Consider the following 26,716-nt stretch of genomic DNA (forward strand, 5'->3'; position numbering starts at 1 on the left):
CCCACCACGCCGCCCGGACAAACCAGCGCCCCCCATCCCCCCGCCGGCCCGCGCAACACGGGTCGTGGCGGAAACCGCCACCACGGCCCACCGCCCGCCGGGCCGCGCTGCCACCCCATCACCTCTGCGGCCGGCACAGCACCGGGTTCGCCAGCTCGGCGCACGGCCGGTCGCCGTGGGAGCGGACGATGTCGGCCCCCACCTGGTTCGTCAGGTAGCGCAGGAAGCTCGCCGCGAGCGAGTCGGCCTTCGGCTCGCCGTAGGTGTAGGCGTACTCGGTCTGCCAGAACGGGTAGGCGCCGTGGTCGGCGGCCTCCAGCGTCGCGCTCTGGCCGTCGATCCAGACCGTTGCCACATCCGGGCGGCTCGCCGCGGCGCCCAGTTCGCTGTAACCGATCGCGCCGGGAGTACCGGCCACCGCGTCGAGCAGCGAGCGGGTGTCGTTGCGGCGGCAGCGGACCACGTCGGTCGCCGGGGCCGGCGCCTTCGGTTCGACGCAGTCGTTGGAGTTCTCCCCCGGCTCGATCGCGCCGAGCACCTGCTGCTCGAACGTCGTCCGCGTGCCGGAAAGCGCTTCCCGGTCGACGATCCGCACCTCCTGGTCCGCGCCGCCCAGCTCCCGCCAGTTGCGGACCCGCCCGGCGAAGACGTCGCGCAGCTGCGCCAGGGTCAGGTCCCGCACCCCGGCGTCCGGGTGGACGACGACGGTGAACAACAGGAACGCGATCGGCCGCGGCAGCAACTGCGGCGACCGGTTGCCCTTCACGCCGTCGGAGAACGCGAGCATGTCCGCGCCCCGCTGCTGGTTGAGCCGGTCCAGACCGGCCGAGCTGCCCGCCATCTCGATGGCGAACCTCGCCTCGCGGCAGGTGTTCGCGTACGCCGCGGCCGCCTCCTGCACGACCGGCGCGAACGCGGTGGAACCGGTGATGGTCAGGGTGCCCCTGGCGCAGTCCAGCGGCGGCGGATCCGCGGTCGCCAGCCCGATGACGAACGGCTCGGCCAGCGCGATCGAGACCAGCAGGTACACCAGCACGGTCAGCCAGCGCGGAATTCCGGTGCGGCTCTTGGTCTCCCGGATCGCGCCGTTGCGCACGCCGCCTTTGATTCCGGCGATCACCTCGGGGTCCGGGCACTTCTTCACCTTCGGCCCGGCCCGGTCGAGCACCGCGAGGACCTTGTAGTGCTGCCCCTGGTTCAGCGGCACCTTGGGCAGCTGGATGACCCCGACGTGGCGCCCGTCACCGTCGACGATGTTGTCCACGCCCAGACCGGAGTTCTCGCCGAAGTTCTCCCGCAGGAACTCGTCGCTCAGCTCGGTCACCACCATCCCGGCGACGCGGCGGTCCGGGAAGTTGATCTTCACGCCGGCCTGGACGTTGCCCAGGACGGCGTAGTCGTGGCTGTCGATGTTCGTGGTGCCCGTGTTCTCGATGCGCACCAGCACGAACGACGGGTCGGTCAGTGCCTTGCCGTCCTTGTCGTCCAGGCGTTGCAGCGCGCCCGCGTTCTCCGCGGCGACCTCCTGCCGCGCGGTCGTGTCCACCTGCACGCGGTAGCCGAGCCGTTTGCGCCCGACGAACACGAACTCCCACAGAAACGCGAACACCGGCACCACGAGCGCCAGCACCGCGAGGACGATCTCCCAGGGAAAGTTGGACAACCGGGCCTCCGCGCTGGGGACACAGGACGAGACATCCATCTTGTGCGAGCGCGGCCCGGAAGATCAGGGTCGTCCGAGCTGTTCGGCAGTTGTTCACCCGGGCGTCAGGCGCAGGCGACCGACGAGGGCGTGTCGTCCTCCGGCGCGGGCAGCTCGACGCGGAAGCCGTCGAGCATCTCGTGCGCCCTGCCGTAGAAATCCGGGCTCTCGTACCAGGTGCAGGTGACGCCGCTGTCGTTGGTCCACGACGAGACCACGTCGGCGAGGTCGTGGGTGCCGAGGTCGCCGACCCGGTCCCCCGGCTGCAGGGCCAGGCCGCCGCCGGTGAAGCCGTGGTCGCGGTACAGGCACAGGCTGCTCCGCGGGCAGTCCCGGCCGTCGAACGGGGAAACCCCTTGCGCGGCAGCGGTGGCCGGCACGAGGGCGATCGCCAGAACGGCGAGGAACACCGAGGCACGCATGGCACCCCGATACCCGCCCGCCGCGGAACGACGCGCTCATCACCGCATCGAGCTACCCCTGGAGATCCGCACAGGCGGACCTGGCCCGGGCCACCGCCACGTCGAACTCCGGCCCCGCCGCGGCGAACGACCGCATCACGATGTCGACCGGCGCCTGCAACGCGTCGGCGAGCGTCCGGTAGCGCGGTTCCTGCTCGGCCGCCGCGGCCGCGAGCTGCGCCGCCGCACCCCAGCGCTGGAACCCGGCGTACTGCGTCTGCGGATCGAGCGCCGTGGTGCGTGCCACGGCGGCACAAGCGGCCTCGGCGTCGGATCCGGCGGCATCCGGGCCGGACCCGATCCAGACGAGCCCCACGGCTCCCGCGCCGACCACCAGTCCCACGACCAGCGCGACCACCACGAGCGGCCATCGGCGACGCGGAGCGGGCGCGGGATACGGCTGGGCCATCGGAGGTCCTTTCCGGTGTGGGCGGGTCACCCCGTGGACGCGCCGCGGGCCCGTCCGGTTCCCCCGCAGCCGATCCATTGTGGAGGATCACGGCGGGCGCACCGATCACACGCCCGGTCCGGCTGCCACGCCCGCACCTCCGCCCGCAGCGCGCGCCGGATGTCACGCCGCGGCCGGGTGGCGCCGGTTTCGTCGTGGAGCGGCGTGCCGAACACCCACAGCCTGCGCTGCCGGCGCCCGCAGTCGCACACCGTGCGACGGTAGCACCGGGCCACGGCAAGGCCGTTCGCCACGCGTATCCGGCTGCGCCAGTTCATGCTGCCCCCTGCTCCTCCTGCCCGGGATCGTCTGGAGGGGAGACGGCACTGCCCAGCCGGTATGTCGCGGGCGGGAGAACCACTTTCGAGTGTGAGTTGGGGAATCGCGGCCGCGGAACCGCTGCGCCGCCTGACGGGCGTATTCTGACAGTCGTCAGGGTGCCCGGAGAGAACGGGGGACGAGCCGGTGACCGGCGCGGTGCGTGGACGAGGCCGTCCCGGGGCGGGCACACCCCCGGTCCCCACCGAGGCCGAAATCCTCCGGCGGGGGATGGAAGCCTTCGCCGAGCTCGGCTACGACCGGGCCTCGGCCAGGGAGCTGGCGAGGCGCCTCGGCGTCAGCCACAACTTCATCAACGACCGCTACGGATCCAAGGCCGGCTTCTGGCGGGCCGTGGTGGATTCGCTGCTCGAACGCGACCAGCGGGAACGCCGGCGGCTCGTCGAAGCCGACGTCGACGACGCCGAGCGGGTTCGCGCCGTGATCAGGCACTTCTACCAGTCCGCGGTCGAGGCGCCGCTGCTCGGCCGGCTGCTGGCGGACGAGTTCAGCCGCGAGTCCGAACGCCTGGACTACCTCTACGAGAAGTACCTGGCGCCGACGCTGGAGCCGCTGGTTCCGGCCGTCGACCGGCTGATGGCGGCCGGCCGGATGCCCACCGTGCCCATGGACGTGCTCTTCTTCGCCGTGATCAGCCCGGTCGCCGCCCTGGTGCAGCTCCCGCTCGCCCACCGGCTCGGCCGCCCCCAGCGGGTCACGCGGGAAAGCCAGACCCGCACCGCGCGCGAGCTCGCGGACCTGATCGCGGACGGCTTGCTCGGCCGTCCCCCGCGCTGAACTGTCAGGCGAGGGTCCGCGCGGCCGGGAACCGCAGGCCGGTCAGTTCTTCGGAAATCGCCCAGATGCGGCGAGCGTCATCGGCGCTGCGCAGGCGCGAGTACAGCTCCTGTTCGGCCGGCGGGCCGGAGAGGTGGCGGAAACCGCTGGGCCCGTAGAGGCGGCCGCCTTCGGCAGCGGGTGACGTCGCGGCGTGGAGGGCGGGCAGCAGCGCGGTCTCGACCGTGCCGAACAGGATGCCGCGCGCGGACAGCGCACGGATCACCCGCACCAGCGCGGTGTCGCGGTCACGGCCGACCTCCGGGCGCGCGGCGAGCAGGTTCGTGGGTGTCACGCCGGGGTGGGACAGGTTGCTCGTGATGCCCCAGCCGCTGTCCCGGCTGCGCCGCTCCAGCTCGAGGCCGAACAGCCCGAACGCGATCTTCGACTGGCTGTAGGCCCGGTTGCCGTGGTACTTGCGCTCCCAGTGGAGGTCTTCCCAGTTGATGGAATGCCGGCCGGCGGCGATGCTGATCTGCGAAGTGACCCGGGCGTTCCCCGCGCGCAGGAGCGGCAGCAGCCGGGCCACCAGGGCGAAATGCCCGAGGTGGTTGGTGCCGAACTGCAGCTCGAACCCGTCCGCGGTGGTCTGCTGGTCGGGCGGGGTCATCACGCCGGCGTTGTTGACCAGGAGGTGGATCGGCCGCCCCTCCTCGGTGAGCCGGCCGGCCAGCGCGGCGACGGAAGCCAGCGAGGACAGGTCCAGGTCCCGCAGCGAGAGTTCGGCGTCCGGGTACCGGCGGCGGATCTTCGCGATCGCGGCCTCGCCCTTGCGCCGGTTGCGGACCGGCATGACGACCTCAGCGCGCGCGGCGGCGAGCCGGGCCGCCAGCCCCAGGCCGACGCCGTCACTGGCTCCGGTGACCACCGCGAGCTTGCCGGCGAGCCCGGGAATCTGGATGTCCGATGTGGACCTGGCCATGGTCGCTCCTCTCCGGGCTGACACCTGTCAGATTAGGCTTAATCTGACAGGTGTCAAGCTGGAGTCACTGGCGGCCGGCGGCGATGGTGAGGATGTCCTTGTTCCCGTCGGCCCAGGTCGCCGTCATCACGACCTCGTTGATCAGCCACCGGCCGTTCACCCGGACCAGCCCGAAGCGGTAGGTGCCGCCGAGGGTCCAGCGCGGTGAGCCGAACGTGGTGGCCAGCAGGTGGGTGGCCTGGAACACGGCGGTGAGCACCGCGCTGTCCCCGTCCACCGTCACGAGGTGGTTGCCGAGCAGGTGTTGCGTGGCGTCGAAGGCGCCGAGCAGGGCCGACCACTGGGCCTTGACCTCGTCCGGGGTCTGCGTCCAGGGCTCGCCGCCGTAGATGCTGGTGTAGTCGAGGGTCACCCGGTCGGCGAAGACCTCGGTGAAGCTGTCCCAATCGCGGATGTCGACCAGCCACATCATCCGGGTGCAGGTGTCGATGACGTCGGCGCGGTCCTGGGCGGTGCTCACGGTCTCTTCTCCAATGATCATTGCAGGGGCAACAGATTGCGCTCGGCGAAGACGCGACGGACGATCGCCATGGCCGCGAACACACGGGGGAACCCGGCGTACGGGATCGCCTGCATGACCGCTTCCACCACGGCGCGCGGCGTCGGGCCGGCGCCGAGCGCGGAGCCGATGTGCGCCTCCAGCTGGGGCTCGACACCCCCGGTCGCGATCAGCGCGCCCAGGATGACCAGCTCCCGTTGCCCGGCGTCGAGGCCGGGGCGGGAGTGGATGTCCCCGTAGGCGAATTCGACGGCGAGCCGGCTCAGGTCCGGGGCGACGTCGGCGAGCGCGTCGTAGGCCCGTCGCCGCGGACCGGCTCCGCCGATCTCCTGCTGGCGGGCCAGCCCGCGCTGGAAGCGCTCGGTCATGTTCGGAGCGTGCCGGGCGGGGCCGGCGCGACCCAGACCCCTGGTTGTACGGGTACTGGCAGGGCCAGGCTGCGAAGGCATACTGGCGGCATGGCAGAGGTCCGGTTGGGTGAGTTCCTCCAGTCGCGGCGCGCGCGGGTCACTCCGGAGAGCGTGGGGCTGCGCCCCGGCAGCCGGCGGCGTGTGCCTGGCCTGCGCAGGGAGGAGCTCGCGCAGCTGGCCGGGATCAGCGTGGAGTACTACCAGCGGCTGGAGCAGGGGCGGGCCAGCCATCCATCCGACGAGGTGCTGAACGCCATCGCCGACACGCTCCGCCTGGACGCCGTGGAGCGCGATCACCTGCGCGCCCTGGCCCGCCCACCCCGGCACGGCACCCGCGCGGCCGAATCGGTGCGGCCCCAGCTGCGGCGCATGCTCGACCTGATCGATCTGGTGCCGGCGCTGGTGATCAACGACCGGTTCGACGTGCTGGCCGCCAACGCGCTCGCGCACCGGCTGTTCGGCGAGGCGCGGAACCTCGCGCGCACACTGTTCCTGGACCCGGCGGCCCGGGACCGCTACGTGGAGTGGGAAGAAGTGGCCGCGGCGACGGCCGCACAGCTGCGATTGGCGGTCGGCCGGCATCCCCATGACGAGGATCTCGCCGCGCTGGTGGCCGAATTGTCCGCACGGAGCGAGGAGTTCCGGCGGTGGTGGCACACGGGGGACGTGGAACTGCGGGCGTTCGGGACGAAGAGCTTCCGGCATCCCGGCGCCGGGGTGCTGACCTTCCACTACGAGAACTTCGAGCTGCCCGGGGACACCCGGCAGCGGCTGGTCACCCTCACCCCGGCCAAGGACAGCACGACGGAGGCCGCGCTGCGGCTGTTGTCAGCCGCCGCACCGTGACGTCCCTGCGCGACTGTCGCGGAACCTTGACGTAATGCAGCGCAGCAGGCGCTGGGAGTGCTGCTGGTCGAACCGGTTCAGGACCCGAGGCAGCCGACCTCGGCGGCGGCAGTGCGCTCCGCCGCGAGGATTTCTCCGGCTGCCCGCACGCCCGAGGAGATCGCGCCGTCGATGTAGCCGTTCCAGCGGTCGGCGGTTTCGGTCCCGGCCCAGTGGATCCGGCCGCACGGGCGCCGCCAGCCGGAGCTGCCGTGGGCGATCCACGCGCCGGGCGTGGGGTTGGCCGCGTACCCGCCCTGGGCCCACGGATCCTCCGGCCAGATCTTCTCCACGTACTCCACCGGTTCCCCGGCGCGTGGCCCGAACAACCGCGTCAGCGTGGCCAGCACCGCCGCCCGCCTGGCCGCTCCGTCCAGTGTGGACCAGGCGCGCAGGCGGTCGCCGTAGACGAAGCCCACCAGCACCCCGGGCCCGGCGTCCGGTGGCGAGTTGTCGAACACCACCCCCACCGCGTCCTCCCCGTACAGCGACGCGATGCCGGACAGGCCCTCGTCCCGCCAGAACGGCTCCGCGTACACGGCGTGCACCTTCGCCACATCGCCCATCACGCTGCGCTGCACCCAGCGCGCCCTGGCCGTCGGCAGCCCCGGCCGGAACCGGATCGCGGCGGTCGCCGGTGGCGGTGTCGCCACCACCACCCGTCCGGTGTGGACGGTTCCGCGCGCGGTGTGCACCAGCACCCGGTCACCGTCCTGGTCGACCGACTCGACCGGTGTCCCCAGGACGACGGCGTCCCCCAGCCGCCGGGCCGCGGCCAGCGCCGGTGCCTGCGCCCCCGCCACGAACCGCGCGTCCTGCGCGGCGTCCCGGGTCTGCATCAGCTGGTCGAACCCACCCGCGCTGGCGATGTAGAACAGCAGGTGCAGCAGGGAGATCTCGCGCGGCTCCACGGCCCACACGCCCTGCACCGCCAGCGCCAGCCTGCGCCGCGCGTCCGGGCACGCGACCTCCCGCGACAGGTACGTCTCCACGGTCTCGGCGTCCCACGCCGCGGCGTCGGGACCGGCGCCGGGATCGCCGGTGTCCACCCGGCTGGCCAGTTCGTCCAGCCTCGCCGTCGCGGCCGCGTACTCGGCGAGGCCGGGCGCGCCGTCCGATCCGTCCCCGGTGTAGCGGTGCAGCGCACCGTCGTGCCACAGCTCCAGGTGGGCGCCGGTCTCCCACGTCGGGAAGGTGGCGCAGCCGAACCGTTCCGCCCAGCCGAGCAGGTGCCGCTGGGTCGGCCCGACCCACTGGCCGCCGTGGTCCACGACCACGCCGGACGACGTGGGCTGCGAGAGGATCCGGCCGCCGACGCGGTCGGCGGCTTCCAGGACCAGGGCGGGCACCCCGGCGTCGTGCAGGGTCAGCGCGGCGGACAGGCCCGCGTACCCGGCACCCACGACGACGACGGGGACCCGGGAGGGCAGAGCGGCGACGGTCATGCCCCCATCGTGAAGTTTCCTGATTCGCCAGTCAACTATCTTCCCGCCCCTCCTGGCCCGGCACGGCCTCGACCTTGCCGCTCATTGGCTCTTGACAGGCATGTGGACCAGATCACACACTCCCATAACTAATCCGCCAATCAACTATGAGGAGTCCCCGCCGTGCCCGAGTCCTCCTTCGAAGCCGAGCTGGAACACCGGCTCGCCCTGCTCGAAAGTCCCGACAGCGACGAGACCTACCTGCCCGACCTGCCGTGGCGCGACGTCGTGCTGGCCGCCGTCGTGCTCGCCGTGGTGAGCGTGCTGCTGATCTGGTGGGGGTACCCGGCATGAGCGCACCCGCCAGGACCGGCGGCACGGAGTCCGCCGGCACCGACGCCACCCTCAACGAACTGCCCCTGCTGCGGCGCGAACGGTTGTGGGGTTTCTGGGGCTATTCCTCGGTGAACGTGGGCCTGTCGATCGCCACGTGGGCGTTCCTGCAGGGCGGCGCGGTCGCCCTCTACGTGGGCGCCGAGGCCGGGATCGCCAGTATCGTCGTCGGCTACGGGATCAGCGTGCTGCTGGTCGCGCTCGCGCCGTGCCTGCCCTGCGCGAAGTACGGTATCGAGCAGTTCACGGCGCTGCGCAGCGTATTCGGCTCCGGTGGCGCCCGGCTGCTGATGATCACCATGTCGACGCTGCTCGCGGCGGCGTGGGCGGCGGTGCTCGCGATCATGTGCGGGCACGCGCTGGGCAACGTCGCCGAGCAGGTGTTCTCGGCCGACATCGACAGCTCGGGCATCGTGGTCAGCCTGATCGCGCTCGTGGCGGTGCTGGTGTCCTGGCTCGTGCTCGCCCGCGGCCCGGTGTCGGTGGAGTGGGTGAACCGGATCGTCGCGCCCGGGCTGGTGATCGTCACGACCGGCATGCTCGTGCTGATCTTCACGCAGACCTCGTGGTCGGAACTGGCCGCGATCCCGCCGCTGGCGTCCTCGGGCGACGCGCACCTGGACTTCGTGCTCGCCGTCGAACTCAACATCGCGGGCGGGTTCGCGTGGTGGCCCAACGTCGGCAACCTCGCGCGCCTGACGCGCACCTCCCGCGCGGCGTTCTGGCCCAACATGGTGGGGTTGTTCTTCACCTCGGTGCTGGCGGCGGTCGTCGGCGCCTTCGCCGCGCTGGCGCTCGCCTCCGAGGACCCGACCATGTGGATGGTGCCGCTCGGTGGTGCCGCGCTCGGCGTGCTCGCCCTCGCGTTCGTCGGTTTCGCCAACATCACCAGCGTCGTGGCGCAGGGCTACTCGTCGCTGGTCGCGCTCAAGGGCGGCGGCGGGCGGCTGCTGCGCCGCGTGCCGTGGGCGCTGATGGCCGCCGGGATCCTCGCGCCGGCCGCGGTTCTCGTGTTCTTCCCCGCCGCGGTCTACGACAACTACTCGCGGTTCGTCTCCTGGGGAGCGATCCTGGTCGCTCCACTGTGTTCGGTCCAGGTCGTCGACTACTTCGTGCTGCGGCGCGCGCGGTTGCGCGTGCGGGACCTGTATCTGCCCAACCGGGAGTCCTGCTACGGCTTCTGGCGCGGGTTCAACCCCGCCGCCTTCGTCGCGGTCGCGGCGGGTGCGGTCACCTACGCGCTGCTGCTCAACCCGGTGACCTACGAGCCGGCCGGGCCGTTCCGGTACCTGACCGCGTCGCTGCCCGCGGTCGTCGTCTCCGGGGTCCTGCACTACGTCCTGACCGTGCTGATCGTGCGGCGCCGGGCCAGGGGCGGGTACGCGCCGGCGGATCAACTGACTGATGCGTGAATCAATTCCACTACACTGGGTCGCGCTGCCACCGGGCGAAGAAGGAGTACGCATGCCGCGGCCCAACGTCGAAGCGGAACGGCGTGAGCAGATCCTGCAGGCGGCGTGCCACGTCATCGCCGAGCAGGGGTTCCGCGCGCTGCGGCTCGCCGACGTGGCGAAGGTCGCGGGGTTGTCCTCGGGCATCCTGCACTACTACTTCACCAACAAGCGCGACCTGGTGCGCGCCGCGTTCGAGCAGAACGTGGCCCGTTCGTTCGCCCGCCGCACCGCCATCCTGGAGTCCGACACCGACGCCGTCAGCAAGCTGCGGGCCCTGGTCGACGCCTACCTGCCCGCCGACGACGAGACCGTCGAGTCCTGGCACGTCTGGGCCGAACTGTGGGTCGAGGCCATCCACGACCCGGACCTGCAGGACCTCAACGAGCGTGCCTACGGCGAGTGGCGGCGGCTCATCGCCGGCATCGTCCGGGACGGGCAGGCGGCAGGCCAGATCGGTGACGCCGACGCGGTCGAGCTCGCGAACCTGCTGGTCGCGGTGCTGGACGGGCTGGCGCTCCAGGTGCTGGCCGGGTCGCGGAACATGACCCTGGCGCGGATGCGCACGACCTGCCAGTCGTTCATCGACCGCGTCATCCTGCCCCGGTAACCCAAGCCCGCACGATCCGGGCCGGGCATCGACCCGTCCGCATTATTGACTGACGAGCCAGTTATTTATTAGCCTGAGGGCCGGGCCACGTGCTCGCCCATTCCCTCCCCGTTTCCGAGGAGCTCCCCTTGCGCCTACCCACCGAACTCGTCGCCCTGACCGACGAGCAGAACCACATCCTCGACCTGTGCCGCCGCTTCGCCGAACAGGAGATCCGGCCCATCGCGCGCGAGGTCGACGAGGCCGACACCGAAGTCCCGTGGGACATCTGGTATTCGGCCGCGAAGGTCGGCCTCACCTCGTTCATGCTCCCGGAGGCCTACGGGGGCGGCGGTTTCACCGACGTGTTCACGCAGTGCCTCGTTCAGGAGGAGCTGTGCACGGGTGACCTCGCCATCGGGAACCTGTTGACCGCCAACGGGTTCTTCGCCCACCCGATCCTGGAGCTGGGCACCGGCGAGCAGCGGGAGCGCTACCTCACCCCGCTGGGGGCGCCGCGCCCGCCGATGACCTCCCTCGCGGTGACCGAGCCCGACACCGGCTCGGACGCGGCCAGCCTGACCACCCGCGCCGTCCGCAAGGGCGATTGGTACGTCCTTTCCGGACGGAAGGCGTGGATCTCCAACGCCGGTGCCTCCGAGTACTACATCGTGTTCGCCACCGTCGACCCGGCGCTGCGGTCCCGTGGGGTGACGGCGTTCGTCCTGCACCGCGACACTCCCGGGTTCACCGTGTCCGAGCCGTGGAAGAAGATGGGCCAGCGGGCGCTGATCAACGCCGAGCTCGTGCTGGACGAGGTGGAGGTGCCCGAACGGGACCGGCTCGGCGCCGAGGGTGACGGGTTCCGCGGCCTGATGCACACCTTCGACCGGTCGCGCACGATCCTCGCCGCGGCGGCGACCGGTGTCGCGCGCGCCGCCACCGAGTACGCCACCGAGTACGCGCGCCAGCGCCGCCAGTTCGGCAAGCCGATCATCGAACACCAGGCGGTCGCCTTCCGGCTCGCGGACATGGCGACCCGGGTCGAGTCCGCGCGGCTCATGACGTGGCGCGCGGCCAAGCGCATCGACGCCGGGCTGCCCGCCGGCCGGGAGTCGGCCATGGCCAAGCTCATCGCCTCCGAGACCGCCATGTTCGCCACCTGGGCCGCGGTGCAGACGCTCGGCGGGTGGGGCTACTCGCGGGAGTTCCTGGTGGAGAAGTGGATGCGCGACGCCAAGCTCGAGGAGATCGAGGAAGGCACCTCCGACATCCAGCGGCTCATCATCTCCCGGAGCCTCGATGACCGCCGCTGACACCGTCGCCGGCCAGGCGGCCACGGGGGCGGACGACCTCTCGGCCCTGTGGCAGCCCCGTTCGGTCGCGGTCGTCGGGGCGAGCGACAACCCGGCGAAATGGGGTTACTGGCTCGCCTCCGGCGCGTTGAGCGGGCGGGACCGCCGCGCGGTGCACCTGGTCAACCACCGCGGTGGCCGCGTGTGCGGGGTGCCCGCCGCCCGGAGCCTGCGTGAGGTGGGCGAGCCGGTCGACCTGACGGCGGTGGTGGTGCCGGCCACCGCCGTCGGGGAAACCGTGACCGGCGCGCTCGACCTCGGGTCGCGCGCGGTGCTCGTCATCACCGACGGCGTGCAGCGCCTGCCCGGCGGGCCCGCGCTGCTCCGCGACCTCGCGCGGCGCGCCCGCGCGGCGGGGGCCAGGCTGCTCGGTCCCAGCTCACTGGGCATTGTGGACAGTGCGCAGGAGCTGCGGCTGGCGTGGGGCCACTTCGCGCCGGGGCCCGTCGCGATCGTGACGCAGAGCGGCCAGGTCGGCTCCGAGCTGGCGCACCTGCTGCACCGGCACGGGTCGGGCGTGTCCCGGTTCGCCTCGGTCGGAGTGCAGGCCGACGTCACGTCCGAGGAACTGCTCGCCGGGCTCGCCGCGCACCCGGGCACCACGGCGGTGATCTGCTACCTCGAAGGGGTCCGGGATGCCGCCGGGTTCCTGTCCGCGGCCAGGGCGTTGCGCGAGGCGGGCAAACCGCTCGTGGTCCTGGCCGCCGGTGACAGCGCGGCAGGCAGCGCCGCGGCTCGTTCCCACACCGGGGCGCTCACCGGCAGCATGGACGTCCTCGACGCGGCCTGTCGCGCCGCCGGCGCGGTGCGGGCGCGGACCCCGGCGGAGGCGGCGGCGCTCGCGCACACCCTCGCCGCGGGTGTGCGCCCGCGCGGCGACCGGATCGTCATCGTCTCCGACTCGGGCGGGCAGGGAGCGCTCGCCGCGGACGTCGCCACCGCGGCGGGCCTGCGGGTCACCCCGCTCGGGTCCGGTACGCGGGCGCGGCTGGCCGAGACCCTGCCGGCCGTGCCCGGCAACCCGGTCGACCTCGCCGGTGCGGGGGAACAGGATCTGTCGTCCTACGCGGCAGTCGCGGAGGCAGTCGCCCCCGAGGCGGGCGCGGTCGTGCTCACCGGCTACTTCGGACGGTTCGGAGTGGACAGTCCGGGGTTGCGGGAGGCCGAGTGCGCGGTCGCGCACCGGCTGACCCGGCTCGCGAGGACGGTTCCGGTGGTCGTGCACAGCATGGCCGAGGACGGCCCGGCCGTCGACGTGCTGGTCCGCGGCGGGATCCCGGTGTTCGCCGACGTGGAGACGACCCTGCGGGCGGTCGCCGGGTGCGTGCGGTGGGAGCGCGCGGTAGCGCGGGACGTGCCCACCCCGGACCCGGTCGGGGAAGGCGAGCGTTGTTCCTACCTCGCGGCCCGCGACATGCTGCGCGAGGCGGGGATACCGGTGCCGGAGGCCGGCACCGCGCGGTCGGCGGACGAGGCCGTGGCACTGGCCGCGAGCTGGCCCGGTGCCACGGTGCTCAAGGCGGACCTCGACCACAAGACCGAGGCGGGCGGCGTCGTGCTCGGGCTGCGCACCGCCGGGGAGGTGGCCGCCGCGCACCGGGACCTGACCGCCCGGCTCGGCCTGGACTCGGTGGTGGTCGAGCGGATGGACGAGCGGGCCGGGGTGGTCGAGGTGCTCGTGGGCCTGCGTCACGACCCCGTGTTCGGGCGGGTCGTCGTCGTCTCCTCCGGTGGCGTCGAGGCCGAGTTGTGGCGCGACACGGTGCTGGAACTGGCCCCGGTCGACGAGGCCGAAGCCACGGCCATGCTCGCCCGGTTGCGCGGTCATCCCCGGCTGCTCGGCTGGCGCGGCGCGCCCGGCGTGGACATCCCGGCGCTGGCGCGAGCGATCGCCGCCGTGTCCCGGATGCCGGTCGCGACCTGCGAGATCAACCCCCTGCGGGCCGGCGCCGACGGTGTGCTCGCCGTCGACGCGCTCGTGTTCCGCGGGCACAGCGAGGAGGAACCGGCATGAGCGAGTTCGCGGGACGCGTCGCGGTGGTCACCGGTGGCGGATCCGGCATCGGCCGCGCCATCGCCCGCCGGTACGCCGCGGGCGGTGGCAGCGTCGCGGTGCTCGGCAGGCGGGCCGAGCCGCTGGCCGAGACGGTGGACCTCATCGGCGCCGCGGGCGGCACCGCCACCGCGCTGACCGTGGACGTGCGCGACTTCGACCAGGTCAGCGCCGCGATGACCGCGGTGCGCGACCGGTTCGGCCGCATCGACGCGCTCGTCAACAACGCGGCGGGCAACTTCGTGTGCCCCGGGGAGCGGCTCAGCGCAGGGGGCTGGCGAGCGGTGATCGACATCGTGCTGAACGGCACGTTCCACTGCACGCGGGCGGCCGCCGACGTCATGCTCGAACAACGGTCCGGCAGCGTGCTGTCGGTGATCGCCAGCTACGCGTGGCACGGCCACCCCGGCACGGTGCACAGCGCCGCGGCCAAGGCCGGGGTCCTCGCGATGACCCGCACCCTGGCCGTCGAATGGGCCGGCCGCGGCGTGCGGTTGAACTGCCTCGCGCCCGGCCCCACGGAAACCGCGGGCGCGGGAGCGGCGCTGTGGGGCGACCAGGCCAGCCGCGACCGCGTCCTGGCCAGCGTGCCCCAGCGCCGCATGGCCGGGACGGACGAGATCGCCGGGACGGCCGCGTTCCTGCTCGGTGACGGCTCCGCCTACATCACCGGCGAGGTCCTGACCGTCGACGGTGGACAGTGGCTCGGCAAGCAGGTCTACGGACCCGAGCTCGGTGCCGGGGAGGCCGCTGATGCGCGCTGACTTGTTCATCGACGGCGAATGGCACCGGCCGGCGGCCACCATCCCGGTGACCGACCCGGCGACCGGGGAGGTCGTCGGGCACGCCGCCGACGGCACCGAACAGGACGTGGCGCGGGCGGTGGCAGCGGCAGCGCGCGCGTTCCCGGACTGGGCCGCACGCGGGTACGCCGAGCGTGCGGCTCTGCTCGGCGCGCTCGCCGACCGGTTGCGGGACCGGCGGGACGAGCTGGTCGCCGGGGTGGTCGCCGAGGTCGGCTGCCCGGTCACGGTGACGCGGGAGTCCCAGGTGGACGTGGCGATCGACGTGGTGCGGTACTACGCGGATCTCGCCGCGCACCGGTCACCGGTCCGCGAGGTGGGCGCTTCGCTCGTGCACGAGGTGCCTGCCGGGGTGGTCGCCGCGATCACGCCGTGGAACTACCCGCTGTACCAGCTGGCCGCGAAGGTCGCGCCGGCACTGGCCGCGGGCTGCACCGTGGTCGCCAAACCGGCGGAGCTGACACCGCTGAGCACGTGCCTGTTCGCCGAGGCCGTCGCCGAAGCCGGTCTGCCGCCCGGGGTGGTCAACGTCGTGCCGGGTCGCGGCCAGGTCGTCGGCGCGGCGCTGGCGTCCCATCCCGGCGTCGACGTCGTGTCGTTCACCGGGTCGACCACGGTCGGGCGGGCCGTCATGGCGCGGGCGGCGGAGTCGGTGAAACGGGTGTGCCTCGAGCTGGGCGGGAAGTCGGCGAGCGTCGTGCTGCCCGGCGCGGATCTCGTGACGGCGGTGCGGGCCACCGTCGCTTCGGCGACGCTGAACTCCGGTCAGACGTGCAGCGCGTGGACGCGGCTGCTCGTCCCGGCCGCGCAGCACGACGCCGCGGTCGAGTGCGCGGCCGAGGCGATGGCGGCGGTGGTCGTCGGCGATCCCCACGACCCGGCCACCGAGAACGGCCCGCTGGTGTCCGCGGCGCAGCGGGATCGGGTGGAGTCCTTCGTGGCAGGTGCCCAGGCCCGCGGCGCGCGCGTGATCGGGCACGGGCGCGTTCTGCCTCCGCGCGGGCATTTCACGTCGCCGGTCGTCGTGGCGGGTGCCGGGGAGGACTGGGAGATCGCGCAGGAGGAGGTGTTCGGCCCGGTGCTGGTGGTGCTGCCGTACCGGGACGAGGACGAGGCGCTGCGGATCGCGAACGGCACCCGCTACGGCTTGCACGGCGCGGTGTGGGGTGAGCCCGAGCGGGCACTGGTGTTCGCCGCGCGGATGCGCACGGGCCAGGTGGACGTCAACGGACCGTCCTTCAGCCTCGACGCCCCCTTCGGGGGCTTCGGACAGTCCGGAATCGGCCGGGAGCTGGGCGAAGAGGGCCTGCGCGAGTACACCGAAACCGTGGCGGTGCAGGGTGTGCTCGGCTGACCCGTGCGCCGGGCTCGGCTTCCGTGGTCCGGACGGGCCCGGGCAGCAGCCCTGGCACGCCGGACGGCAGTTCGACGATGGCGCCGACCGGAACCACCCGCGTCACGGTTGCCGTGATGACTCCGCCGTCACCGTGCTGGGCGAGGAACTCCCGCCACGCGGCCGGCGAAACCTGGTACTAGACATGTGATCACCTCCTTTCGCGTCGTCGTCCCAGGAAGGGAAGGCGCGGGAGGTGGCGGGCCGCGGGCCCGCCGGGCGATCACGGCGCGGCCGGGGGTCCTGTCTGTGCGCGGCGCAGGGCCGACCCGGCAGTCACGACGTCGAAGCTGGCATCTACCGGCGCGATGCTCAGTAGGGGGACCGTGCTGCAGGACACCTGCTCGGCTGCGCGGCCAGCGTCGTGATCGGGTTCGGTGACGGCGCGTTTCTGACCGCTTCCGGCGTACTCGCCGGACTGGTCGGCAGCGCAGGCGGCATCACCTCGTTGATCTCCTACCCTGCTCTGCTCGTGGCGGGGCTTCCCGCCCTGTCGGCGAACGTCACCAACCTCGTTGCCGGAGTGGCATGCTGGCCTGGCGCGGCTCTTGTCTCTCAACCTGAACTGGCGGGCCACGGACCATGGCTGCGTCGCTGGGTCCCGCTGTCCGCTCTCGGCGGCGCGGCGGGCGCGGTGCTGTTGCTCTCCGCACCGACCGGGGTGTTCGCTCACGTTGTGGCGTTCCTGGTGCTCATCGGCTCGCTGACGTTACTTGCGCAGCCCCGGCTTACCGCTTTGCACCAGCGATACCGGGATGGCCGCGGCGGCCCTGGGCCTGGGCATGTTCGTCGGCTCGACGCTGGGACCACGGATCGCCCGCCGTCTGCCGGCTGCTGGGCTGCGCCTGACGGTCGCGGTGATCGGCCTCGCTTTGGCGATCCAACTGTGGTTCACCGCCACCGACTGATGTCGGCGCCGGAATCCGGCCTGGACTGACCGCAACCTGACAGGCGGTACACCCGGCCCTCGCCGTCCGGTATGAACCGGACAACCGGATGAGGGGGCACATGGTGACGAACCGCGTACTGGCCGAGCACGCCGAGGCCGCCGGCCTCGGACGGCTTGTTCGAGTGCACCGGACCTTCCGGGAACCGGTCGCCGGCGCGATGCTGGGCGTGCTCGGCCTCGTCCCGGCCGGGATCGCGGCGTTCTACCTCGTCCTCAACGACTCGACGGCCTGGCGGTGGGTCGTGCTCGGCTACGCGGCGCTGCTGTGGGCGACGGCGGCCTGGACCTGGTGGGGTCCGGTGCCCGGCGGCCGGTGCTGGTTCGGCGCCGCCGAGCGCGGGTTGGTGGTGTGGGTGCCCGGCGCGGAGCCCGAGGCGTTGCGGTGGGAGCAGGTCGAGGTCGCCGAGGGTCTGCGGCTCGTCTGGGACACCGGCTCGCGGCCGATCGGGAGGGTGTGGGCCCGCGACGAGCTGGTGCGCACCGTCCGCTCGGGGCGTCCGTACCCGCCGCGGCGAACGCCGCGCCTGGCCGCCGGGGCGCTGGCGGTGGCCCTGTCGGGTCTGGTCGTGTGGTTCACCGCGGTGCCGCTCGCGCTGGAACTCGCCTTCGGTGAGCGGCCGCGCGAGATCACCGATCTGGCCCGGCTGTGCACGGGCGGCGAAGCGTTCGGCCAAGCACCCGCCTACTCCGGCCCGGGGCCGCACGCCGTGGCCGTGTACGAGGGGTCCGGCTTCCCCGACTACCTGCAGGGCTTTACCTCGGCGGAGGCCTGGCCGCCGCCTGCGGACGAGGTGCAGCTCGTCGGGTGCAGCCGCCTGATCGGCCAGGCCGCCCCCGCCGCGATCCGGTCGTGCGAGTACGAGGACGGCTCCACGCGCGTCACCTACCAGGGCCGCTACGCGGTGACCGTCGTCGAAGCACGCACCGGCCGCCCGGTCGCGGAGTTCACCGTCGACGGCGCCCCCACGGTGGACGACTGCCAGCTCACCATCGTGGTGCCCTCCGGCAACCGGGGGGTCAAGCACACGTCCTACACCACCCCCGACGACGCGGCCTTCGCCGCGCACCTGACTCCCCTGGTGGACGCCGGGTGAGCCGGTACAGCTCGGAGACGCTGACGGTATTGCCTGGCCTGGCGTCGCGGATGACCGTCTGGGACCAGTTCGCGTGCCCCCATTTGCCGCCAGGCCAGGCACTGCCCCAGCTACTGAACGGCAACTGAAACCGGATCCACGAAAGACGACTGTTCGGCACAACAAAAAATCGCCCGACCTGCGGTGACGTGCAGGCCGGACGATCTTGACGACTGTGGAGCTAAGGGGACTCGAACCCCTGACCCCCACACTGCCAGTGTGGTGCGCTACCAGCTGCGCCATAGCCCCGGAGCGAAGTTGAACTCCGCATCTCGTCTGCGACTACTTTACATGACACCGGTATGGCCGTTGCGCGGGGGGTCGGTCCTGCGGGACCGACCCCCCGCCAGGGGTCATCCGGCCTGGTTGACCAGGTTCGTCAGCCAGCCGTCCTGCGTCCAGTTGATCACCTGGCCGTTGTGCACGACCGTGGGCGTGCCCTGGAAGTTCGGGTCGTTCGAGACCTGGGTCAGGGCGTCGTCGAGCTGCTGGTTGTACGTGCCGGCGTTCACGCACGTCGCGAACTCGGGCGCGGTGATGCCCAGGTCCTGGCCCAGTTTGATCAGCTGGGCCTTGTCGTAGCCGCGCTTGCCCTCCTCGGGCTGCGAGGCGAACAGGCTGTCGTGGTACGGGGTGAACTTGCCCTGGTCCGCAGCGCACAGGGAGGCGTTCGCCGAGTCCAGTGAGTAGCCCGGCGGGTCGGACTGCTTGGTCAGCAGCGGGATCATGTGGTAGGTGACCTGCACGTTCCCGGCCTGGATCTGCTCCTCGATCTGCTTGCCGTACCGCTGCTGGAGCTGCGCGCAGTATGGGCACAGGAAGTCGGCCCAGATGTCGAGCTTCACCTTGGCGTCGGCGTTGCCCGAGACCACCGTGACGCCCCGCCGCTCGTCCGCGGTGTCCAGCGCGGCCGACGCGGTCTGGGGCGTGATGGTCGTGCCCTCGGTCTCGTTCTTCGACGCGTTGGTCCAGATCACACCGCCGATGACCACGGCGGCGAGCACCACCACGGCGACCACCGACACGATCGTCTTCCGGCTGGGGCCGCCACCGCCGCGGGCCTGGGTCACCGCCCGGGCCCCAGCGCTCTGCTGCTGGCGGCGCTTGCGCGCGGACCGTTCCGCTCCACCCACGTTCTTCAGATCCTCTCTTTTTCCATCTCGACCTGCGGCGCCCCGCCGCGGAGCCAGCCGTCCAGCGCGACGCGGGTCGCCGGGCGCACGATCAGCCAGCAGGCCAGGACCAGGAAACCCACGTCGCGGGCGATTTCCTGGGGGTACCGGGTCTGTCCCGCCGCCACCTCGCCACCGCCGCCGAAGCAGCCGCAGTCGATGGTCAGCCCCCGCGCCCAGGACTGGGCCACCCCGGCGATGAACACCACCAGCAGCACGGCCGAGACGATGGCCACCCAGCGCGTCGCGAGCCCGAGCAGCAGGAACGCGCCCAGGACCAGCTCCAGCAGCGGCAACGCGGTCGCGACCGGGTGCAGCAGCGCGTCCGGCAGGACGTCGTAGGCCTTGACGGCCAGGTACGTCTGCCCGGAGTCGCTGATCTTGACGATCCCGGAGACCAGCCACACCGCGGCCAGGCCGAGCCGCACGAGGGTGCCGACGGCGTCGAGCACGGAGGGGGACGGGCGGAACACGGCCCCAGGCTATCGGCCCGCCCTGAGAAACCTGTGAGTTCCGGGGCCCGCGCGCGAATGCCATACGTCCGGGTGACCAGGGACTCAGCCATCACCCACCGTCTACGGTTGCGGTCGCCATGAACCTGCCCGATCTCCCCGTCCGCGCGGTCCTCGGCGAGCTCGCCGCCGCCCTGGACGACCACGGCACCGCGGTGCTCGTCGCACCGCCCGGAACCGGCAAGACGACGCTCGTCCCGCTGGACCTGATGGCCCGCTCGGACGGCCGTGTCGTGGTGGCCGAGCCGCGCCGTCTCGCCGCGCGGGCCGCGGCCGCCCGCATGGCCGCGTTGCTGGGCGAACCGGTGGGCGAGACGGTCGGCTACTCGGTACGCGGCGACCGGAAGGTGTCCAAGCGCACGCGCGTCGAGGTGGTCACCTCGGGCCTGCTCGTCCGGCGCGTCCAGAACGACCCCGAACTGCCCGGTGTCGCCACCGTGCTGCTCGACGAGTGCCACGAGCGGCACCTCGACGCCGACCTGCTGCTCGCCCTCCTGCTGGACGTGCGCGGCGGGCTGCGCGAGGACCTGCGGCTGCTCGCGACGTCGGCCACCGTCGCCTCCGGGCGGCTGGCGGAGCTGCTCGGCGGGGCGCCGGTGGTCACCGCGCGGGCCCGCACGTACCCGGTCGAGACGACCTACTTCCCGCCCGCCCGCGGCGAACGGATCGAGGCGTGCGTGGCCCGGGCGGTGCGCACGGCGGTCGCCGACGGCGACGGTGACGTCCTGGCGTTCCTGCCCGGTGCGGGCGAGATCGCCCGGGTGGCCGGCATGCTCGACCTGCCGGGCGTGGACGTCCTGCCGCTGCACGGCCGGCTCGCGCCCGGCAAGCAGGACGCGGCGCTGCGCCCCGGTGACCGTCGTCGTGTAGTGCTGGCGACCGCGGTGGCCGAGTCGAGCCTGACCGTGCCGGGGGTGCGGGCGGTCGTCGACTCCGGGCAGGCGCGGGTGCCGCGGGTGGACCACCGCCGTGGGTTGCCCGGCCTGGCGACCGTCCGGGTGTCGGCCGCGGTCGCCGAGCAGCGGGCCGGCCGGGCCGGGCGCGAGGCGCCCGGCCGCGCGTACCGCTGCTGGCCGCAGCACGAGCAGGCGGCTCTGCCGGCCTACCCCGAGCCGGAGATCCGCACCGCCGAGCTGGCCCGGCTCGCGCTGGAGCTGGCCTGCTGGTCGACACCGGACGGCGCGGGCCTGTCCTGGTGGGATCCGCCACCGGACGGTCCGCTCGCCGCCGGCCAGGACCTGCTCCGCACGCTCGGCGCCCTGGACGGGCACACGGTCACCGAACGCGGCCGTCGCATGGCCGAGCTCGGCCTGCACCCGCGTCTCGCCCGTGCGCTGCTCGACGGGGCCGCCGAGGTCGGCGCCCGTGCTGCCGCCGAGGTGGTGGCGCTGATGGACGCCGGCGGCACGCTGACCGATGTCGAGGCCGAGCTGCGCCGTCTCCGCGACGACCGCGGGTCCCGCTGGCACGCCGAGGTGCGCCGCTTGGAGCGGCTGGTGCCCGGCGGTCCGGACGCACCCGATCCGGCGCTGGTGGTCGCGCTCGCCCACCCGGAACGACTGGCCCGGCGGCGGGGGCCGGATTCGCCGGTCTACCTGATGGCCGGTGGCACCGCTGCCGAGCTGCCCGCCGGCAGTGGCCTCGGTGACGCCGAGTGGCTCGCGGTCGCTGAGGCGACGCGCGACCCCGGCCGCGCCCACGGGGTCATCCGGCTCGCCGCGCGCGCGGACGAGGAGCTGGGCGTCCGGGCCGCGCCGAACCTGGTGACCGAACAGGACGACGTGTCCTGGAACGGCGACGTGGTGGCACGGCGGGTGCGACGGCTGGGGGCGATCGTCCTGCGCGACCGGCCACTGCGCGACCCGGACCCCGCGCTCGTGCGTGCGGCCCTGCTCACCGGGCTCCGGGGCGGGGACGTCCTGACCTGGCCTCCGGAGGCCGAGCGCTTGCGGGCGCGGATCTCCTTCCTGCACGATGCCCTCGGTGCCCCGTGGCCCGCCGTGGACGACGCCGCTCTCTTGTCCAGAGTGGACGAGTGGCTGGAGCCCGAGCTGTCCCGGGCCCGCCGCCGGGCAGATCTCGCTCGGATCGATACAGCGTCCGCCCTGCGCCGTCTGCTGCCCTGGCCCGAGGCCGGCCGCCTGGATGAGCTCGCGCCGGATCGGATCGAGGTGCCCTCCGGGTCCCGGTTCCGGGTAGACTACTCGACCGGCCGGCCGGTGCTCGCGGTGAAACTGCAGCTCGCGTTCGGGTGGCGGGAAACGCCGACGGTCGCCGACGGACGAGTGCCGGTCGTGCTGCACCTGCTCTCCCCCGCCGGCCGCCCGGCCGCGATCACCAGCGACCTGGAGTCGTTCTGGGAGAACGGATACCCGGCCGTCCGGGCCGAGCTGCGAGGGCGCTATCCCAAGCACGCCTGGCCCGCGGATCCTCGAGAACCGTAGGGTGGCACGGCACCGCCCGCCCCTCGGGCGCCGCGGAACCGCGGGACGACCCCACCGTCGGCACGGACGCCTCACCGATTCGAGGCAAGCCAAGCAGCGGAAGGCAGGCACGATCCGCGGCCCGGCGCGCCGCAGAACCGCGCCAAGCCTCCGCCCGAGGCGGGCAAACCCCGCCACGCCGAGGCGGGGCCGGCAGCGGGAGGCAGGCGTGAATCCCAGCCCGGCACGCCGCAGAACCGCGCCAAGCCTCCGCCCGAGGCGCGCAAACCCCGCCACGCCGAAGCAGGTCCAGCAGCGGAAGGCAAGCACGACCCCTGGCCCGGCACGCCGCAGGACCGCGCCAAGCCTCCGTCCAAGGCGACAGAACCCCGCCAAGCCGACGCGGGGCCGGCAGCGGGAGCCGGGCGTGAATCCCAGCCCGCCCGGCTCGCGGTGCCTCAGGCGCCGTAAGACCGCTCCGGCCGGGCCGGCAGGTCGCGTTCCAGCTCGTCGTTCTCGTCCTCGTGCAGGCCGAGCACGACCGCCTGGCGGATCTGCTCCCGGTTCTCCCGCACGACGTGGGCGAAGAACGCCTCCGTCCGCGGGTCGATCAGCACCTCGAGCATGACGCGCATCGTCGTGTCCACAAGGGACCTCAGGATCTCGTCGTGGAACGGGAGCCGGGACAGCCGGCCCGCCTGCGGGTCGTCCTTGATCTTCTCGGTGATGATGGCGCGCAACGTCTCCCGGTTCTCGCCGAGTGAGCGGGCCAGGTTCTCCGGGTAGTTGCCGGTCTCGATGACCTTGACCACCTCGTCGAGCACCGCGATCGTGATCGGTTTCTTGATGGCCAGCACGATCGGCCGGGACATGCGCTCGACCAGCCGCTGGGTGAACAGCTCGCCGAACGCGCGATCGGCGGTGCGGGCCAGCCGCACGATCACGATGACGATCCTCAGCAGGCGGAAACTGCGCAGCGCGGGGTGCGCGATCGGGATCATGCCGAGGATCTCGTACCAGTTGCGCAGCGGAAAGCGCTTGTCCCACCCGGTGCGCGACCACCGCCACAGGAACTCGATCAGGAACACCCCGCAGATCGAGGTGTCGATGACGAAGATGCGGTGCGCGGTCTCGGGTGAGTGCGGGAAGAACGTCACGTAGACGACCAGGCCGACCGAGACGACGGCCAGCGCCAGCATGGCCACGTCGAGCGGGCTCACCCTGCGCCGAGACATCATGGGCCGCATTCTGCCCTGCCGAAAGTGCAGTCGGGCGGACGCCCTTCGGCCGATGCGTCCCGGCGTGTCCGGTTCCTACGGTCGAACCCATGATCACGGTACACGCGCTGACGAAGCGCTTCGGCGAGAAAACCGCCGTGGACCAGCTCACCTTCACGGTGCCGCCGGGCAAGGTGACCGGCTTCCTCGGCCCGAACGGCGCCGGCAAGTCGACCACCATGCGGATGATGCTGGGGCTGGACCGCCCCACCTCCGGTGAAGCGCTCGTGGACGGCAAGCGGTACAGCGAGCTGCGGTGGCCCCTGCGCACCGTGGGCGCCCTCCTGGACGCCAAGGCGCTGCACCCGGGCCGCTCGGCGGTCAAACACCTGCTGGCGATGGCCCGCAGCAACGACATCCCGGATCGCCGTGTCGAGGAGGTGCTGGCCACGGTCGGGCTGACGGACGTGGCGAGCAAGCGTGCCGGCCAGTTCTCGCTCGGGATGGGGCAGCGGCTCGGGATCGCCGGGGCACTGCTCGGCGATCCGGGGGTGTTGTTGTTCGACGAACCGGTGAACGGGCTCGATCCGGACGGCGTGCGGTGGGTCCGCCAGCTGATGCGCTCGCTGGCCGCGGAGGGCCGGACGATCCTGGTCTCCAGCCACCTGATGAGCGAAATGCAGCTGACCGCGGACCACCTCCTCGTCATCGGGAAGGGACGCCTGCTGGCGGACGCCCCGCTGGGTGAGCTGCTCGCCGACGGATCGGTGGTGCGCGCCCGGTGCGCGACTCCGTCGGATGGCGCGCGGCTGGCCGCGGGGCTGCCCGGCGCCCGTATCGAAGGCGACTCCGTGCTGGTCACCGGGGTGCCGGTCGAGTCGATCGGCGACCTGGCCTTCGAGCGGGGCGTCCGGCTGCACGGGTTGAGCGAGGAACGGGCGTCGCTGGAGCAGGCGTACATGGAACTGACCGCGGACGCGGTCGAGTACGGCGTGGACTCCGCGCGGAAGGCTGGTGTGTGATGACGACGACCGCGGCGATCCGCTCCGAGTGGACGAAGTTCTGGTCCGTGCGCTCGACGTTCTGGGGCCTGGCCGGGGCGGTGGTGCTGATGCTGGTGTTCGTGCTGCCGTCCGCGACTTCCCTGGCCTACAGCCGCAGCACCGGCGGTTCGGCGCCCGAGCTGGTGGCTGGCGGCAGCTTCTACCTCGCCGAGTTCGCGGTGATCGCGCTGGCGAGTCTGTTCGTCGCCGGCGAGTACGCGACGGGCAGCATCCGCGCGTCGTTGCAGTGGGTGCCCGTCCGGAGCCGCTTCCTGGCCGCGAAGGCCGCGGTGCTGGCGCCGGTGTTGTTCGTGCTGGGCGTGGTGTCGGCGGCGGTGGCGATCGCGGGGGCGACCCCGTTGATGGACGGCTTCGGCCGCGCCGCGTCGACCGGAGAGATCCTCCAGGCGTGTGCCGCGAACGGGGCCTACTTCGCGCTCATCGGGCTGCTGAGCCTCGGGATCGGGACGGCGTTGCGCAGCGTCGCGGGCGGCATCACGGTGGCGTTCCTGGTGATGCTGATGTCCGCGATGGTGGCCGGTTCGCTCGGGCTCGGGGTCGTGAACTTCATGCCGGGCGTCGCGGGAGCCGCGGCGCTCGTGCCGTCCGGGCAGCCGAACCCGGTGTCCGGTCTCGTCCCGCCGTACCCGTCCTGGGCAGGCATGCTGATCCTCGCCGCATGGGCGGCCGCCGCGCTCGCGGTGGGGCACGAGGTGCTGCGGCGACGTGATGCGTGACGTCATGTCACCAACCCCGCTTCGTAGGCGATGATCGCCGCCTGGACGCGGTTGCGGACGTCGAGACGGCTGAGGATCGTGCTGACGTAGGCCTTCACGGTGCCCTCGACCACGAACAGCCGCTCGGCGATGTCCGCATTGGACAGCCCGGCGCCGACGAGCGCGAGCACCTCGCGCTCGCGGGCGGTCAGGACGGCGATGCGGTCCCGGGCCACCGCGGCCCGGGACACGCGGTCGCCGGACATCTGGGCGATCACCCGCTGCGCCACCTTGGGCGACAGGAAGGCCGCCCCGTCGGCGACCGCGTGCACCCCGGCGAGCAGTTCGCGGGGGTCACCGGACTTCAGCAGGAAGCCGCTGGCACCTCCGGCGAGGGCGCGCTCGATGTAGGCGTCCTCGCCGAAGGTGGTCAGCATGATGACGCCGGTGCCGGGCAGCAGGCCGCGGATCTCCTCGGCCGCGGCGAGCCCGTCGAGGCGGGGCATGCGGATGTCGACGAGCGCGACGTCCGGACGGGTGCGCCGGGCCTGCTCGACGGCCTCGCGACCGTCCCCCGCCTCGGCGACGACCTCGATGTCGCCGTCCGCGGACAGGATCGCCGCGACGCCGGCCCGGATCATGGCCTCGTCGTCGGCCAGCAGCACACGGATCACGTCGGTCTCTCTTCTCGCTCGTCGGTCAGGAGTTCTTTGCTCACGAGCCGGTCGCCCGCGAAGCAGAGCCGGTAGGCGTCCAGGCGGAGCTGGACGATGCTGCGGCCGGTGCCGTAGTACTCGCACGCCAGCCCGGGCGGCTCGGGCACGGTGACGTGCTGGCCGCGTTGCCGTTGTGGCAGGACGGGGGCGATCTCGGCGCGGGTCTGGCCGGGTCGCAGCTGCGCGTAGTCGGCGGGGTCGAGCACGGAGGTCTGCCACTGGTACTGGTAGACGATTCCCACCACGCCGAGGAGCCCCGCCATGATCGACGGCGGCACGATCAGCGCGGCCAGCAACCTCCGGCGCACCTCGCGCCGCGCCTGGACGTGCTGCCGCGCGGACTCGGACTGCACGGGTTGGACGGGCGCCGGCGCGGAGGCATGCGGTAGCCGTGCCACCACTTCGAAACCGCCGTCCTTCGGCCCGGCACGGAGGGTGCCGCCGAGCAGCCGGACGCGCTCGCGCAGCCCCTCCAGGCCACGGCGCCCGGAAACGATGCCCGGTAGCGGTCCGGCGGGCGGGGGCCCGTTGCACACCCGGACGACTGTCTCCTGTGCCGCGCGGTGAATCGTGACCGTGACTCGAGCGCCGGGGGCGTGCTTGGTCACGTTGGTGAGCGCCTCCTGGACCACACGGTAGGCGGCGCGTTCGACCATCGGCGGCTGTGCGTTGTCTCCGGTGGCGCCGGGTTGGGTGTCCGAAGGGGGGAGTTGCGCGGGAGGTAGCGCGTGCGCTCGGGTTGGGGGTATCCCTTGGCTCTGCGTGGTTTCCCGTGCGGTTCCCTTCCCTGGCTCTGCCGTTGGCGCCTCGGCTGGGGCTTGGACAACGGGGG

General features: G+C 72.7%; 26 protein-coding genes, 1 tRNA gene and 1 pseudogene. 15 read left to right on the forward strand and 13 right to left on the reverse strand.

What is annotated here, in order from left to right; genetic code table 11:
* Positions 1-118: 118 nt before the first annotated feature.
* The 3 genes from D0D15_RS28295 to D0D15_RS28305 form a co-directional block, all read right to left on the reverse strand.
* Complete coding sequence (locus D0D15_RS28295; protein ID WP_094006672.1) at positions 119-1,663, reverse strand: substrate-binding domain-containing protein; 1,545 nt, start codon at positions 1,661-1,663, stop codon at positions 119-121.
* Between the two features lie 104 nt (positions 1,664-1,767).
* Positions 1,768-2,124: a peptidase inhibitor family I36 protein gene (locus D0D15_RS28300; RefSeq protein WP_094006673.1), complete on the reverse strand. Its 357-nt coding sequence runs from the start codon at positions 2,122-2,124 to the stop codon at positions 1,768-1,770.
* Between the two features lie 52 nt (positions 2,125-2,176).
* Positions 2,177-2,572, reverse strand: coding sequence for a hypothetical protein (locus D0D15_RS28305; RefSeq protein WP_094006674.1), 396 nt, complete (start codon positions 2,570-2,572; stop codon positions 2,177-2,179).
* 516 nt (positions 2,573-3,088) lie between these two features.
* Between D0D15_RS28305 and D0D15_RS28315 the strand changes: the two genes are divergently transcribed.
* Complete coding sequence (locus tag D0D15_RS28315; protein ID WP_255407921.1) at positions 3,089-3,727, forward strand: TetR/AcrR family transcriptional regulator; 639 nt, start codon at positions 3,089-3,091, stop codon at positions 3,725-3,727.
* A 4-nt stretch (positions 3,728-3,731) separates the two neighbouring features.
* Here D0D15_RS28315 and D0D15_RS28320 read toward each other — a convergent pair whose 3' ends face one another.
* The 3 genes from D0D15_RS28320 to D0D15_RS28330 form a co-directional block, all read right to left on the reverse strand.
* Positions 3,732-4,688, reverse strand: coding sequence for an SDR family oxidoreductase (locus D0D15_RS28320; RefSeq protein WP_094006676.1), 957 nt, complete (start codon positions 4,686-4,688; stop codon positions 3,732-3,734).
* Positions 4,689-4,752: 64 nt separating this feature from the next.
* The gene (locus tag D0D15_RS28325; RefSeq protein ID WP_198958282.1) at positions 4,753-5,208 is read right to left on the reverse strand and encodes a nuclear transport factor 2 family protein; all 456 of its coding nucleotides are present in this window, start codon (positions 5,206-5,208) and stop codon (positions 4,753-4,755) included.
* A gap of 17 nt (positions 5,209-5,225) precedes the next feature.
* Positions 5,226-5,615, reverse strand: a complete 390-nt coding sequence (locus D0D15_RS28330) for a carboxymuconolactone decarboxylase family protein (RefSeq protein WP_208646197.1) — start codon at positions 5,613-5,615, stop codon at positions 5,226-5,228.
* Between the two features lie 90 nt (positions 5,616-5,705).
* On the opposite strand from D0D15_RS28330, the gene D0D15_RS28335 reads away from it, so the two are divergent.
* The gene (locus D0D15_RS28335; RefSeq protein ID WP_094006679.1) at positions 5,706-6,503 is read left to right on the forward strand and encodes a helix-turn-helix domain-containing protein; all 798 of its coding nucleotides are present in this window, start codon (positions 5,706-5,708) and stop codon (positions 6,501-6,503) included.
* A 77-nt stretch (positions 6,504-6,580) separates the two neighbouring features.
* Here the strand turns inward: D0D15_RS28335 and D0D15_RS28340 are convergent, their stop codons facing one another.
* Entirely contained in the window at positions 6,581-7,987 is a 1,407-nt protein-coding gene (locus D0D15_RS28340; RefSeq protein ID WP_094006680.1) for a flavin monoamine oxidase family protein, read from the reverse strand.
* A 162-nt stretch (positions 7,988-8,149) separates the two neighbouring features.
* On the opposite strand from D0D15_RS28340, the gene D0D15_RS36440 reads away from it, so the two are divergent.
* The 10 genes and pseudogenes from D0D15_RS36440 (at position 8,150) to D0D15_RS28385 (ending at position 18,046) form a co-directional block, all read left to right on the forward strand.
* On the forward strand, positions 8,150-8,320 hold the full coding sequence (locus D0D15_RS36440) for a hypothetical protein (protein WP_167481575.1): 171 nt from the start codon (positions 8,150-8,152) through the stop codon (positions 8,318-8,320).
* Complete coding sequence (locus D0D15_RS28345) at positions 8,317-9,771, forward strand: cytosine permease (RefSeq protein ID WP_094006681.1); 1,455 nt, start codon at positions 8,317-8,319, stop codon at positions 9,769-9,771. The genes D0D15_RS36440 and D0D15_RS28345 overlap by 4 nt, the downstream gene beginning before the upstream one ends.
* Positions 9,772-9,823: 52 nt before the next feature.
* On the forward strand, positions 9,824-10,420 hold the full coding sequence (locus D0D15_RS28350; protein WP_094006682.1) for a TetR/AcrR family transcriptional regulator: 597 nt from the start codon (positions 9,824-9,826) through the stop codon (positions 10,418-10,420).
* A 128-nt stretch (positions 10,421-10,548) separates the two neighbouring features.
* On the forward strand, positions 10,549-11,715 hold the full coding sequence (locus D0D15_RS28355) for an acyl-CoA dehydrogenase family protein (protein WP_094006683.1): 1,167 nt from the start codon (positions 10,549-10,551) through the stop codon (positions 11,713-11,715).
* The gene (locus tag D0D15_RS28360; RefSeq protein WP_094006684.1) at positions 11,702-13,768 is read left to right on the forward strand and encodes an acetate--CoA ligase family protein; all 2,067 of its coding nucleotides are present in this window, start codon (positions 11,702-11,704) and stop codon (positions 13,766-13,768) included. The genes D0D15_RS28355 and D0D15_RS28360 overlap by 14 nt, the downstream gene beginning before the upstream one ends.
* A complete protein-coding gene (locus tag D0D15_RS28365) occupies positions 13,765-14,571 on the forward strand; it encodes an SDR family oxidoreductase (RefSeq protein ID WP_094006685.1) in 807 nt (268 codons plus the stop codon). The genes D0D15_RS28360 and D0D15_RS28365 overlap by 4 nt, the downstream gene beginning before the upstream one ends.
* Positions 14,561-15,964 carry an aldehyde dehydrogenase family protein gene (locus tag D0D15_RS28370; RefSeq protein ID WP_115944887.1) on the forward strand — a complete coding sequence of 468 codons (1,404 nt, stop codon included), beginning with the start codon at positions 14,561-14,563 and terminating at the stop codon, positions 15,962-15,964. Before D0D15_RS28365 ends, D0D15_RS28370 begins: the two co-directional genes overlap by 11 nt.
* 403 nt (positions 15,965-16,367) lie before the next feature.
* Positions 16,368-16,694, forward strand: a pseudogene (locus D0D15_RS37315) (sulfite exporter TauE/SafE family protein); the annotation flags it as partial.
* A gap of 64 nt (positions 16,695-16,758) precedes the next feature.
* On the forward strand, positions 16,759-16,911 hold the full coding sequence (locus D0D15_RS37320) for a hypothetical protein (protein WP_233157366.1): 153 nt from the start codon (positions 16,759-16,761) through the stop codon (positions 16,909-16,911).
* A gap of 100 nt (positions 16,912-17,011) precedes the next feature.
* Entirely contained in the window at positions 17,012-18,046 is a 1,035-nt protein-coding gene (locus D0D15_RS28385; protein ID WP_094006687.1) for a hypothetical protein, read from the forward strand.
* A gap of 215 nt (positions 18,047-18,261) precedes the next feature.
* On the opposite strand, the gene D0D15_RS28390 is transcribed toward D0D15_RS28385, so the two are convergent.
* The 3 genes from D0D15_RS28390 to D0D15_RS28400 all read right to left on the reverse strand — a co-directional run bounded on the left by D0D15_RS28390 (position 18,262) and on the right by D0D15_RS28400 (position 19,730).
* Positions 18,262-18,334, reverse strand: a tRNA-Ala gene (locus D0D15_RS28390).
* Between the two features lie 104 nt (positions 18,335-18,438).
* On the reverse strand, positions 18,439-19,218 hold the full coding sequence (locus D0D15_RS28395) for a DsbA family protein (RefSeq protein ID WP_094006688.1): 780 nt from the start codon (positions 19,216-19,218) through the stop codon (positions 18,439-18,441).
* 5 nt (positions 19,219-19,223) lie between these two features.
* Positions 19,224-19,730 carry a MauE/DoxX family redox-associated membrane protein gene (locus D0D15_RS28400; RefSeq protein ID WP_094006689.1) on the reverse strand — a complete coding sequence of 169 codons (507 nt, stop codon included), beginning with the start codon at positions 19,728-19,730 and terminating at the stop codon, positions 19,224-19,226.
* 119 nt (positions 19,731-19,849) lie between these two features.
* Between D0D15_RS28400 and hrpB the strand changes: the two genes are divergently transcribed.
* On the forward strand, positions 19,850-22,213 hold the full coding sequence (gene hrpB, locus D0D15_RS28405; RefSeq protein ID WP_094006690.1) for an ATP-dependent helicase HrpB: 2,364 nt from the start codon (positions 19,850-19,852) through the stop codon (positions 22,211-22,213).
* A 437-nt stretch (positions 22,214-22,650) separates the two neighbouring features.
* Here the strand turns inward: hrpB and D0D15_RS28410 are convergent, their stop codons facing one another.
* Positions 22,651-23,430 (reverse strand): hypothetical protein, encoded by a 780-nt coding sequence (locus tag D0D15_RS28410; protein ID WP_094006691.1) that lies wholly within the window; start codon positions 23,428-23,430, stop codon positions 22,651-22,653.
* Positions 23,431-23,519: 89 nt separating this feature from the next.
* Between D0D15_RS28410 and D0D15_RS28415 the strand changes: the two genes are divergently transcribed.
* The gene (locus D0D15_RS28415) at positions 23,520-24,431 is read left to right on the forward strand and encodes an ABC transporter ATP-binding protein (RefSeq protein WP_094006692.1); all 912 of its coding nucleotides are present in this window, start codon (positions 23,520-23,522) and stop codon (positions 24,429-24,431) included.
* A complete protein-coding gene (locus D0D15_RS28420) occupies positions 24,431-25,189 on the forward strand; it encodes an ABC transporter permease (protein WP_094006693.1) in 759 nt (252 codons plus the stop codon). Before D0D15_RS28415 ends, D0D15_RS28420 begins: the two co-directional genes overlap by 1 nt.
* A gap of 2 nt (positions 25,190-25,191) precedes the next feature.
* Here D0D15_RS28420 and D0D15_RS28425 read toward each other — a convergent pair whose 3' ends face one another.
* Both D0D15_RS28425 and D0D15_RS28430 read right to left on the reverse strand, forming a co-directional pair.
* Positions 25,192-25,842, reverse strand: a complete 651-nt coding sequence (locus D0D15_RS28425) for a response regulator transcription factor (RefSeq protein WP_094006694.1) — start codon at positions 25,840-25,842, stop codon at positions 25,192-25,194.
* Positions 25,839-26,540, reverse strand: a complete 702-nt coding sequence (locus tag D0D15_RS28430) for an ATP-binding protein (RefSeq protein WP_115944888.1) — start codon at positions 26,538-26,540, stop codon at positions 25,839-25,841. The genes D0D15_RS28425 and D0D15_RS28430 overlap by 4 nt, the downstream gene beginning before the upstream one ends.
* Between the last annotated feature and the right edge of the window lie 176 nt (positions 26,541-26,716).

It is taken from the genome of Amycolatopsis thermalba, from assembly GCF_003385215.1.
In the GTDB taxonomy this organism is placed as follows: Bacteria; Actinomycetota; Actinomycetes; order Mycobacteriales; family Pseudonocardiaceae; genus Amycolatopsis_E; species Amycolatopsis_E thermalba.

Coding starts and splice junctions, on each gene's coding strand:
- D0D15_RS28305 (WP_094006674.1), bottom strand. CDS start 2,572: ATGGCCCAGCCGTATCCCGCGCCCGCTCCGCGTCGCCGATGGCCGCTC.
- D0D15_RS28420 (WP_094006693.1), top strand. CDS start 24,431: ATGACGACGACCGCGGCGATCCGCTCCGAGTGGACGAAGTTCTGGTCC.
- D0D15_RS37320 (WP_233157366.1), top strand. CDS start 16,759: ATGGCCGCGGCGGCCCTGGGCCTGGGCATGTTCGTCGGCTCGACGCTG.
- D0D15_RS28345 (WP_094006681.1), top strand. CDS start 8,317: ATGAGCGCACCCGCCAGGACCGGCGGCACGGAGTCCGCCGGCACCGAC.
- D0D15_RS28360 (WP_094006684.1), top strand. CDS start 11,702: ATGACCGCCGCTGACACCGTCGCCGGCCAGGCGGCCACGGGGGCGGAC.
- D0D15_RS28410 (WP_094006691.1), bottom strand. CDS start 23,430: ATGATGTCTCGGCGCAGGGTGAGCCCGCTCGACGTGGCCATGCTGGCG.
- D0D15_RS28330 (WP_208646197.1), bottom strand. CDS start 5,615: ATGACCGAGCGCTTCCAGCGCGGGCTGGCCCGCCAGCAGGAGATCGGC.
- D0D15_RS28430 (WP_115944888.1), bottom strand. CDS start 26,540: ATGGTCGAACGCGCCGCCTACCGTGTGGTCCAGGAGGCGCTCACCAAC.
- D0D15_RS28335 (WP_094006679.1), top strand. CDS start 5,706: ATGGCAGAGGTCCGGTTGGGTGAGTTCCTCCAGTCGCGGCGCGCGCGG.
- D0D15_RS28320 (WP_094006676.1), bottom strand. CDS start 4,688: ATGGCCAGGTCCACATCGGACATCCAGATTCCCGGGCTCGCCGGCAAG.
- hrpB (WP_094006690.1), top strand. CDS start 19,850: ATGAACCTGCCCGATCTCCCCGTCCGCGCGGTCCTCGGCGAGCTCGCC.
- D0D15_RS28340 (WP_094006680.1), bottom strand. CDS start 7,987: ATGACCGTCGCCGCTCTGCCCTCCCGGGTCCCCGTCGTCGTCGTGGGT.
- D0D15_RS28415 (WP_094006692.1), top strand. CDS start 23,520: ATGATCACGGTACACGCGCTGACGAAGCGCTTCGGCGAGAAAACCGCC.
- D0D15_RS28385 (WP_094006687.1), top strand. CDS start 17,012: ATGGTGACGAACCGCGTACTGGCCGAGCACGCCGAGGCCGCCGGCCTC.
- D0D15_RS28370 (WP_115944887.1), top strand. CDS start 14,561: ATGCGCGCTGACTTGTTCATCGACGGCGAATGGCACCGGCCGGCGGCC.
- D0D15_RS28300 (WP_094006673.1), bottom strand. CDS start 2,124: ATGCGTGCCTCGGTGTTCCTCGCCGTTCTGGCGATCGCCCTCGTGCCG.
- D0D15_RS28365 (WP_094006685.1), top strand. CDS start 13,765: ATGAGCGAGTTCGCGGGACGCGTCGCGGTGGTCACCGGTGGCGGATCC.
- D0D15_RS28350 (WP_094006682.1), top strand. CDS start 9,824: ATGCCGCGGCCCAACGTCGAAGCGGAACGGCGTGAGCAGATCCTGCAG.